This window comes from Microcystis sp. LE19-195.1E, assembly GCF_027532095.1.
Classification (GTDB): Bacteria; Cyanobacteriota; Cyanobacteriia; order Cyanobacteriales; family Microcystaceae; genus Microcystis; species Microcystis aeruginosa.
Genome location: NZ_JAPZSZ010000155.1, coordinates 1 through 9,861 on the forward strand (window position 1 = coordinate 1; position 9,861 = coordinate 9,861).

Here is a 9,861-nt window from a genome sequence, read left to right on the forward strand (position 1 = left end):
CCTCTGCTCTTTCTTCTTCTTTAAGAGCTTTTTGTAAGTTTTTCTTTTCTTCTAAGTCTAGGAAATCTTTGGCTGGCATAAGTAGGATTTTTCTAAAATTACTATTTCTATTTTAGGTGGTTTAAGTGCGTTTTAGCTTAACTGAACTTCTCCAGTGTAAATGTACTAGCTATCTAAACATGGCTACAGAGGGAATCGCTTACTCTAGAGATTGATGACACTATCTGTTACAATCAAGTTAGCGATCGCTATACAGCGAACTCTAGGGAATCGCTCCACTCCAGATACAGTCAACGGTAAAGCCATTTTCAAGCGAAAAATGTACCCAGTAGCCTCTTTTCAATTTTTTCTGAGAAGCTCCATAAGGGTTTTGTTAATTTTTTAGTATTTCTGTATGGGGGAAGTCCAGTTATTACAGGATTCAACGTTTCTGACCCTGATGTTCTCTATTCTCTGGTTACTCATCAACCCATTCAACTCTTACAAAAAAACCAGAATCAAGATTCTCTAAGTCAGGCAAATGTTTAGATTAACTTTATTTTCTAGGAATTCAGATTGGGATGACTAATTAACGTAAGTTCGGGATAAGCTGAAACTCTTATTCTGTCGTTGGCTAGAACCCTTATTCTCTCGTTGAAGAAGTCTCAAAATAACCTTAACGCGAAAATCAGATTAATTTAACCACGAGTTGCGATCGCAAAAAAAGTGATTTTTTAATTATCGATACTTATCAAGGGATTCCAATTATCAATTCAGCCGAGTTTCTCACCCTTTTCTAAGATCACTGAGATTTTTTTTGGGTTAAAAAAGATGGTAAAAATAAACCCCTTCAAGAGAGTGAATGAAGGGGTGATTGAGAGTTTTTTATTGATGGTTTTTAGGAGACTTTTGTGGTTTCCTTTTCTGTGGATTGGGATGGCTTTAGTTTGCGTTTGAGGGTTGAAGCTGCGCCGAGAGTGCCGAGAGCGAGAAGGCTGAGAGTGGAAGTGGGTTCAGGCACCACTTCTACAACCCCAACGCAAGAACCGGGACAGCCTGCATAGTCAGAAAAGCCTGGTGGGTTCGACCAAGTTGAGTTAAAATCTGAGCGGGCGAATACTTGATAGGGTTCTATCAAAGTTCCTTCTTGGATATTGAAAGCTATACCACCAAAAGAAAATTTACGGAATGTGTCTCCTACTGGCAATAATGGGAAGTCCGGTGCAAATCCACCATCGGGATTGAAAAGGTTGTCTGTAGGGGAATGAGGAATCTGATCACCAGCAGCGGAAACAATCGAACCAACTGGAAGAAGTCCAACAATAGGATATGTGATGCTTTCGTCGGTGTATGTCCCCGACACCGACGTGACTCGGTAACCAGTAAAGGTATAAGCTGGGGAAGTACCAGCGAGTGGCCCCCACAGAGGGTCAGTGTAAGACGGATAACTTTCAGTTATTAGTGTATCGGCTCTTCTGGTTTCTGTGTGGAAACGAGGTCTATACTGATAGAATATCCGCAAAATAGTCCTAAAAGTCTTGCCCAGTAAGCATTTCACGATTCCATAAGCAAAAATTATCACACAAAGTCGAGAAGAGCCGTGTATCTTCAGTGGTTAGGATTAAATCGAATGAATCATCATCAGTTCGTAACCCATCGAACCGGAATGTAAGAGCGTGAGCGGATTCAGCAACCAAGCTAAGAACTGTAGTAACTACAGCAGTCCCAAGAGCCAAAGCTAATGTGCAATTTTTCATTTTTTACTCCTGAGTAGTGTTTTTGTTGGTGTAAGGTTGTAGTTTTACTTTTTCAGGTTCGGAGTGCGATCGCCCCCCTCGTAGCTAGGTCAAGCAACAGCCCAACCCAACAACAAAGACGGACAACAGGACAATACACGCTCCCCCCCCCGATAAAGTATCAAAAGCTACAATTTAATAAATCTTTATATTTCTCTCCCTAGTAGCGACTCCCAAAGGAAGGAATCTCAATTAGTTTCCCCTGTTTTACTTCTTCTCAGGCAAACTATCCTCTTCTGTGAGGGATTGTGGCGCAGTATGTCGGATTCGCCTTTGCGTTCTCCCTTGACTGCCCCTCAACTCGATCGCTAACCCAAATTAAGCACGATTACCCCGCACCAACCAGATGATAGACTAGGGATACGAGCTTTTATCAAGGCATCGCCATGACCACCAACGCAGCAAAAACCCAATGGCAGTATTTAGAGAAGCGTCCTCATTCCTGGCGACAGCAGCTTTACCTTAAGGGAAAGAAACTAAGAGCCTATACAGTTTGGTCGGATCTGCTGGTCAACGGTGATACCGTCCTAGAAGCAGCAGATAATTGGGATTTACCCTTAGCCGCGATTCAAGAAGTTATTTGTTATTGCCAAACCCATCAGTCTCTTTTGCAACAAGAGGCAGAAGAAGAACGCCGTTATTTAGAAGAAAGGGGAGTAGTGCTTGAGCCTTCGGTTACTCATCGATGAAGACTCCCTCGCCAAGGTTCTTGTCAAAATACTGAGAGTTGCTGGTCACGATGTCATAACGGTCAACGAAGTAGGACTTTCTGGACAGCCTGATCCTGTTGTCTTGAACTATGCCCGACAAAACAATCGAATCCTGCTAACTCATAATTGCCGAGATTTTGAAGCCCTCCATCAAGAAAGCCCCCGCCATTCAGGTATTTTGGCCATTTATGAGAATAGGGACTACTCAAAAAATCTCAGTAGAGGGGAGGTTGTTAAGGCAATCGCCAATCTTGAAACGGCTAACATCCCTCTGTCTAATCAGTTCATCTCCCTGAACCACTGGAACTACTAATCCTAGCTCTTCCTGAACAGCGACTCACAGAAGAAACAGTCTCAGGTGCTTTCCCCCGTTTTACTCCTTCTCTGGCGAACATCCTCTTCTGTGAGGGATTGTGGAGCGGTATGTCGGATTCGGTATTATTTATAAATATCACCACGAGAACCGATCTCAGTGATAATGAAAAGCCGTTCTTCTCGATTGACTTGCATTAATACCCGATAATTACCAACTCGCAGACGATAACCCTCACGTCCTTTAAGTTTTTTGAAATCTGTCTGAGTAGGACTAACCAGCAATTGATCCAGTTCATTTAAGATACGCTCTTGGCTACGAGGCTGTAACCGTTTTAGGTAACGCTCGGCTGGTTTTAAGATGATGTAACGCCACATCCTAATTCAGCCTTTAACTTTACTAAGGATTTGCCAGGATCGCGCCCTTCTAGATACTCCTGATAGGCTTTCTCTGCCGTTTCAATTTCTTCGGGAAGCACGTCATCAGCCGTCTCAGAAGTTTCTAAATGCTCTAGGAATTGCTCAATATCTACAGCACTTTGGTCGTTCATGCTACTGCCCTTACTTCCTTATTGTTTTTCTGGCTTTCATTTTAAATTTTACCACATTTATAAGTGTATCCTAAGAGTGCGATCGCATCGATTCACAGGAGAAGGAATCTCAATTAGTTTCCCCTGTTTTACTCCTTCTCAGGCGAACTATCGTCTTCCGTGAGGGATTGTGGCGCAGTATGTCGGATTCGCCTTTGCGTTCTCCCTTGACTGCCCCTCAACGCGATCGCTAACCCAAATTAAGCACGATTATATTGCCATAAAGCCGTAGAGGCTTGGTCTCCAACCCCTTGAGGACAAGATAGGCTGCACCCGCTCATTCTGTCGGCTGGAGAGGGGAAACCCGTTACTGATTCTGCTCACAGAGAAGGACTAATTTTATTGGTGTAGAATAGAGACAATTATTGAGAGAGAAAGAAAATGAGCACTATTTCCCTTGAAATTCCTGAAGAAATCTTAATTAGTCTCAAAGAAACTCCTGAAAATCTATCAAGAGAATTAAAAATATTGGCAGCCGTTAAACTTTTTGAACTTGACAAACTATCTTCAGGACGTGCAGCCCAATTAGCCGGAATGTCACGAGTAGAATTTTTAACTATTTTGGGGCGTTATCAAGTCTCCCCTTTTTCTTTAACGACTGAACAATTGGAACAAGATATTGTCAATGCCTAATCCTCAAGTCATTGTCAACACCTCTCCTCTACTGTACTTACATCAAGTGGGCTATTTGGAATTGCTGGTTCTTCGTTACTTAGTATGGTTCGATAGGGGAGCATAAATCGACTAAATCCTTATCTGGCAAGAGACTTAATTGATTAGTTCGCTCTAGATCAAAAACAATTGACAAAAATCGCCAAATGTCTTTCTCTATAAGAGTTTCATTCCTTATAATCCTGTACGTTGCATAAGACAAACCGAAGAGCCAGATAACTAAAATTCTTTGATATAACTGAACTTCTCCAGTGTAAATGTACTAGCTATCTAAACATGGCTACAGAGGGAATCGCTTACTCTAGAGATTGATGACACTATCTGTTACAATCAGGTTAGCGATCGCTATACAGCCAACTCTATAGAATCGCTCTACTCCAGATACAGTCAACGGTAAAGCCATTTTCAAGTGAAAAATGTACCCAGTAGCCTCTTTTCAATTTTTTCTGAGAAGCTCCATAAGGGTTGTGTTGATTTTTTAGTATTTATGTATGGGTAAGTCCAGACATATCTATCATTAAATTTCGGTTTCAGCAGCTTCGCGTAAACGGCTAATTGTACTTTTCGCCTCTTTGAGTAGGTCATTCCAATCATCTGGAGGATGACCGGTCTCCAGCATTTTTCTAAAGACTCTATAAGCGTCTGTACTACTCTCATAAGCTCGTTTAGAGTTTTCATCATTGACCCAAGCGAGGAGAATTATTTTACTCTCTTGATGATATCGAAAAAACAGTCGATACTGCTGAAAAAACTTGGCTCTAAACCAGTGTTTGTAATCGTCTCCAAGCGCAGTTCCCTGTCGATAATCACTGCGAGTTGGGTCTTGAGGAATAGTATCAAAGGCTAACTTTGCTATGGCAGCTAGACGCTTTGTAGCATTTTTCCTTTTGTAATCTTGAGGAAACTTGTGACGCAGCTCTTCAACCTGCGTCACAAGTTCTTCAAACTGTTCAAGGAACAGAGGATGAGCAAATATGTTCCATCCATTAATTATTAGGGGCTGATCTATAGACAACCTTATTCGTCCTCATCCACAAGTGGTGCATCAAGATCCAGATCAACCCCACAGACCAAAGATTGAACATGACTGACTAGGTTAGAACTAATTGCCTGTATGTGTTGAGGGTTCTGTTCCATATCTTGTGCAAGAAAATTCAGAAATTTCCCAAGCACCGGATCATTTTCTTCTGCTCCGTCAGCCTTGGAAATCCATACTTTGCCGTTAGGCTGTATGTTGTAGCAGATTTTATCACGCTTATTCAAGCCAAGGGCTTTGCGAACAGAATCGGGAATTGTAGTCTGATAGCGATCGGTAAGAGTGGATTCTGGGCATGGAGCCATCGTTGCAGCCATAGCGACCTCTAAGCCTGTCTATAAAAACTAGATCTTGATAGTAATGCAACTGCATTGTCTTGTCAAGTATGGAGTGACTAGATCTACAGCCTAACGGATGCGTTCACCTTAAATGTCGGCAGCATGCCCCCGTTACACCCATAAGGTTGTTGTAGTAAACCTACACCTGTCAGCATCCCACACCCCATCACCCCACTTCCCCCCGGTTGAGTTAGCGGGTTCGGCTTCGATCTGTCAGAATACAAGTATTGAAACAACCCTTTTAAGAGGCTTCATGGTGGAAGTTAAAGTCGTCCCCCCGAAACGCAATTGGGTTCAGACGTGGTGGCAATCCCTGAATTCCTTATCTCGCTTACTGGTGATTGCTCTAGCTGCACCACTTGTCGTCCTGAATGTCTGGGCATTATCGGCAATTTTTGGCTATTTTGAATCTTTATTTGTTATTTTACTGATAGCGGCCGTTCTATCTTTTCTCTTGGGTTATCCGGTGACTTGGTTGGAACGTCAGGGATTAAAACGGGGTTTAGCTGCGATCGTGGTTTCCCTGATCACGATTTTAATTTTTGTGGCCGTGGGAATAACCCTAGTTCCCTTAGTCTTCACCCAAGCACAGCAATTTGTCAACAGATTGCCGGAATGGTTAGACTCGGGACAGCGCCAACTGATGCAACTAGATACCAAAATCGACACGATGAATCTACCGATTCCGATCAGTTTCGATGGTGTTATCGCTCAGTTTAACAGTCGTTTAGGGGCAGAATTGCAAATTTTAGCGGGAAGAAGCGTTAATTTAGCCCTTAATCTCACGGTTTTTACCGTGGTGCGGGTGCTTGATGTGCTGCTAACCATTATCCTCACCTTTTATCTACTTCTCCACAGTCCCGATATCTGGAGGAGTATTATCCAATGGTTGCCCAAACCCGTCCAACAACCCTTTTCCCTAACCCTACGCTTAAGTTTTCAGAATTACTTTGTCGGACAGGTAATTTGCGCCACCTGCATGGCCCTGGGATTAGTCACGGCATTTTTATCGATTAAAGTCCCTTTTGGTCTCCTATTCGGTCTGTTGATTGGCACCATGGCCTTAATCCCTTTTGGGGGAACTGTCGGCATTGTCACGGTGACAGCTTTACTAGCTTTGCGGGATATTGGTTTAGCTCTGCAAGTTTTAGCCGTAGCTGTAGTGGTGCAGCAAATTGTCGAAAACGGCATTGCTCCCCGGATTTTGGGCAGTGTCACTGGGTTAAATCCCTTTTGGGTGTTGGTCTCGGTCTTGACGGGGGCGCGAGTGGGCGGTTTACTGGGGGTGATTGTCGCGGTTCCCATGGCAGTAATGATCAAGGAAGCTTTGGAGGTTATCCGTCAAGTGACACCAGAGGAGACAAAACACGGGATAATTAAACCCTCTCTCCCCCTAGAATCAGAATCCTCTAGCGAGGTGGTTTCTCGCTGAAGAATGACTGACGGCATGATCTAGGGCGATGTGAGCAGTAATATTGGCCGGGAGAAATCGGCAATTTTCTCGCAGGTTCTTGGCTTTTCTCCCTCGATCGAGTTATGATATCGATATTGGTAGATTAACTCCACTTGCCCTGATCGCCGTCCCTGACGGATGCCTTGCTGGTCTCTGGGGCCTGGCTTATTGGGAGATTAGCTAACCAATTATCTCTAAACTCGGATAATTTTAAGAAAAGGTCAATGTCTATCCCGATAAATAAGCAAAAAATCGATATTTTGGTTAAATAGGCTACATTAACAGCCAGCTTTCTATCGTAAGCTCGAAGTTAAGACATAAAGTCAATATCACCCTCCGATTGCAATGAAAAAATGTTTGGATCGCTTAAGGTTTAAGCCTTTCAGACATTTTTTTTTGTGGATTGATACTAAATCCAGTTATTAAAAACTGATTTAGTATGACATGGACAAACACCAACAGACCATGATCTGGAGAGATCGTCAAGAAAAGTATCAGAGGGAACTCCTGGAAAAAAATGGGTAAAATATAATTAGTAGGGAGAGTATTGCCGTTAATGTTTCGCTTTTTAACGAGACGTTAACCAAGCTCAAAGGCAAAAAATAGCAGTAATTTGCTAAAAGCTAAAAGCCGATGGCTGACTGCTCTATATATCTCTCGTATTCTTTACTTGTCGAGTTCAACACGACCCCTTTATGGAATCAAGCAACCCGTCAGGGAAGACTTCCGAACCTCCTAGTCATAGGTGGGCCAATTTACTCGGAACCATGATCGCAATTCTGACCCTAACGTTACCCTTGTTAGCGATTGGATATAACTCCACGCCTAACTATACCGAAGAACCCCTTACCGGTAACACATCCTACTCCCTAACGAGGCAAATGAGGTGACAGAATTGAGATAGACGATTGCCAAAATAAAAATTTTTTTCTTCGTCCCGATCCCCCTTATGGGTAAAATTTGGATCGGAGTTAATCAAAGTGTCTTTTAATTTGCTTGCGCTTTTAGGTGACTCTAAAGGCGCTATTGTCTTGTATTTGGAGAAAGCTTGTGGATTTATCGCGCATTCCTGCCCAACCGAAACCCGGTTTAATTAACGTTTTAGTGGAAATTACCGCCGGTAGTAAGAATAAATACGAGTTTGATAAGGATTTAAACGCCTTTGCTCTCGATCGCGTTCTCTATTCTTCGGTACAATATCCCTGTGATTATGGTTTTGTTCCCAATACCCTCGCCGATGACGGCGATCCTTTAGATGGTATGGTGATCATGGATCAGCCTACTTTCCCCGGCTGTGTGATTACGGCGCGTCCCATTGGTATGTTAGAAATGATCGATGGTGGTGATCGCGATGAAAAAATTCTCTGTGTTCCCGCTAAAGATCCTCGTTATGCTGAGGTAAAATCCCTCAAAGATGTCTCTCCCCATCGCTTGCAGGAAATCGCCGAGTTTTTCAAAACCTATAAGAATCTAGAGAAAAAAGTCACAGAAATTCTCGGTTGGAAAGATGTGGACGCAGTAACCGCTTTAGTTGAACAGTGTATTGCTGCTTATAAGTAGGGTTTGCGGCAAAAAGTTTGTTGGTGGAGTCAGGAATCAGAATTCAGGAGTCGGGAGATAGGGTGATAGGGATTTAGGGGTTTAGGGAAATTTCAGCCAAATGCTCCACTACCCCACTACCCCACTACCCCACTACCCCACTACCCCACTACCCCACTACCCCACTTCCCACTTCCCATACCCTACACCCCAATTTATGAGAATAGAAACCTTAAAATCGGGTTTAATCGTCTCCTGTCAAGCGCCAGTGGAGTCATCTCTGCACGATCCTGTAATTATTGCCGCCATGGCTCATGCTTGCGTGGATAGGGGGGCTTGTGGGGTCAGAATTGATAGTCCCGCTCATCTGAAAGCCACCCGTCAACAATTGCCGGATATACCGATAATTGGGCTCTGGAAACGCAATTATCGCGATTGTTCGGTATATATTACTCCCAAATATCAAGATGCTCTCGCTATTGCCGATGCGGGTGCCGATATCATTGCCTTGGATGCTACCCCAAGAAAGCGTCCTAATGATGAAAATTTAGCCACAATTATCGATCGTATTCATCAGGAAACTGGTAAATTAGTCATGGCAGATATAGACTCGATCGAAAGTGCTATTTATGCCGTGGCAGCCGGTGCTGATATTGTCGGTACAACTCTTTACGGTTACACAGAAGCAACTAAAAATCTGCCACCGCCGAGTTTTTCTTTCCTAGAAGAATTAGTTAATAAGTTATCAGTTCCTGTTATCTGTGAAGGAGGAATATCGACTCCAACAGAAGCAAAAAAAGCCCTCGAAGTTGGTGCATATTCGGTAGTTGTTGGCACGGCAATTACAGGGATTGATTTAAAAACTACCGCTTTTTTACAAGGAATTTTATCAAAAGATTAATGGGAGGGAAAAAACCAAAAAGTTTCGCCGCACCTGCTAAAATAGCGACAACCAAAGCGATTAAAATCCGCCGGTTTGTGAATTGCTGATAGGCAATCCCTGCGGTCAATCCGTTAATTTTTTTCGGTTCTTCGGTTTGTGTTATGCAATGGACGGGAGTTATAAGGGGTGAAACCCTTATATAGAAAGACATTGCTTCGATTTTTGCCAATTGTTTTCAATCTAGAACGAGCTAATCAATTAAGTCCCTTGCCAGATAAGGATTTAGCCGATTTCTGCCCCCTGATCGAACCATACCAAGTAACGAAGAACCATAGACAGGGATGGATCATATTTGCTAAAAAGGAGATCAAGTCAAAAAAAGAACCCTTGGCAACCTCTCAAAATTACCCGATGATAAGCTTTTACGCATTTAAGTTACATTGACAGCATTACCCTTATTTTTAAGTTTTCTACTCCATTTAATAATCAATCCCCCTTCATTTAAAAGCTGATTGACTACTTTTTCCAGTTCTTCTTTATTTTCAAATTCTCG

Annotated in this window: 11 protein-coding genes and 2 pseudogenes; 7 read left to right on the forward strand and 6 right to left on the reverse strand. The window is 42.9% G+C overall.

Features of this window, described 5'->3' with window-relative positions:
• Nucleotides 1–877: 877 nt before the first annotated feature.
• Nucleotides 878–1,000, reverse strand: a pseudogene (locus tag O9300_RS09140) (PEP-CTERM sorting domain-containing protein); the annotation flags it as partial.
• A gap of 1,161 nt (nucleotides 1,001–2,161) precedes the next feature.
• Here O9300_RS09140 and O9300_RS09145 point away from each other — a divergent pair.
• Nucleotides 2,162–2,464: a hypothetical protein gene (locus tag O9300_RS09145; RefSeq protein ID WP_079209850.1), complete on the forward strand. Its 303-nt coding sequence runs from the start codon at nucleotides 2,162–2,164 to the stop codon at nucleotides 2,462–2,464.
• Nucleotides 2,439–2,798, forward strand: a complete 360-nt coding sequence (locus tag O9300_RS09150; protein WP_079209849.1) for a DUF5615 family PIN-like protein — start codon at nucleotides 2,439–2,441, stop codon at nucleotides 2,796–2,798. The genes O9300_RS09145 and O9300_RS09150 overlap by 26 nt, the downstream gene beginning before the upstream one ends.
• Before the next feature lie 125 nt (nucleotides 2,799–2,923).
• Here O9300_RS09150 and O9300_RS09155 read toward each other — a convergent pair whose 3' ends face one another.
• Both O9300_RS09155 and O9300_RS09160 read right to left on the reverse strand, forming a co-directional pair.
• The gene (locus O9300_RS09155; RefSeq protein ID WP_004162546.1) at nucleotides 2,924–3,175 is read right to left on the reverse strand and encodes a type II toxin-antitoxin system RelE family toxin; all 252 of its coding nucleotides are present in this window, start codon (nucleotides 3,173–3,175) and stop codon (nucleotides 2,924–2,926) included.
• The gene (locus tag O9300_RS09160; protein WP_287971365.1) at nucleotides 3,154–3,348 is read right to left on the reverse strand and encodes a hypothetical protein; all 195 of its coding nucleotides are present in this window, start codon (nucleotides 3,346–3,348) and stop codon (nucleotides 3,154–3,156) included. The genes O9300_RS09155 and O9300_RS09160 overlap by 22 nt, the downstream gene beginning before the upstream one ends.
• A gap of 420 nt (nucleotides 3,349–3,768) precedes the next feature.
• On the opposite strand from O9300_RS09160, the gene O9300_RS09165 reads away from it, so the two are divergent.
• Nucleotides 3,769–4,020 (forward strand): UPF0175 family protein, encoded by a 252-nt coding sequence (locus O9300_RS09165; RefSeq protein ID WP_002764591.1) that lies wholly within the window; start codon nucleotides 3,769–3,771, stop codon nucleotides 4,018–4,020.
• A 556-nt stretch (nucleotides 4,021–4,576) separates the two neighbouring features.
• On the opposite strand, the gene O9300_RS09170 is transcribed toward O9300_RS09165, so the two are convergent.
• Nucleotides 4,577–5,074, reverse strand: a complete 498-nt coding sequence (locus O9300_RS09170; protein WP_287971366.1) for a type II toxin-antitoxin system YhaV family toxin — start codon at nucleotides 5,072–5,074, stop codon at nucleotides 4,577–4,579.
• Nucleotides 5,075–5,076: 2 nt separating this feature from the next.
• A complete protein-coding gene (locus tag O9300_RS09175; protein WP_190723725.1) occupies nucleotides 5,077–5,412 on the reverse strand; it encodes a type II toxin-antitoxin system PrlF family antitoxin in 336 nt (111 codons plus the stop codon).
• Nucleotides 5,413–5,686: 274 nt separating this feature from the next.
• Between O9300_RS09175 and O9300_RS09180 the strand changes: the two genes are divergently transcribed.
• The 4 genes from O9300_RS09180 to O9300_RS09190 all read left to right on the forward strand — a co-directional run bounded on the left by O9300_RS09180 (nucleotide 5,687) and on the right by O9300_RS09190 (nucleotide 9,326).
• On the forward strand, nucleotides 5,687–6,865 hold the full coding sequence (locus tag O9300_RS09180; protein ID WP_190359395.1) for an AI-2E family transporter: 1,179 nt from the start codon (nucleotides 5,687–5,689) through the stop codon (nucleotides 6,863–6,865).
• 716 nt (nucleotides 6,866–7,581) lie between these two features.
• The gene (locus tag O9300_RS19680; RefSeq protein WP_012267246.1) at nucleotides 7,582–7,776 is read left to right on the forward strand and encodes a TLTLP motif-containing protein; all 195 of its coding nucleotides are present in this window, start codon (nucleotides 7,582–7,584) and stop codon (nucleotides 7,774–7,776) included.
• Nucleotides 7,777–7,936: 160 nt separating this feature from the next.
• Entirely contained in the window at nucleotides 7,937–8,446 is a 510-nt protein-coding gene (locus O9300_RS09185; protein ID WP_004162542.1) for an inorganic diphosphatase, read from the forward strand.
• A gap of 196 nt (nucleotides 8,447–8,642) precedes the next feature.
• The gene (locus tag O9300_RS09190; RefSeq protein WP_190723724.1) at nucleotides 8,643–9,326 is read left to right on the forward strand and encodes an N-acetylmannosamine-6-phosphate 2-epimerase; all 684 of its coding nucleotides are present in this window, start codon (nucleotides 8,643–8,645) and stop codon (nucleotides 9,324–9,326) included.
• Between the two features lie 412 nt (nucleotides 9,327–9,738).
• On the opposite strand, the pseudogene O9300_RS09195 reads toward O9300_RS09190, so the two are convergent.
• A pseudogene (locus tag O9300_RS09195) lies at nucleotides 9,739–9,861 on the reverse strand (IS630 family transposase); the annotation flags it as partial.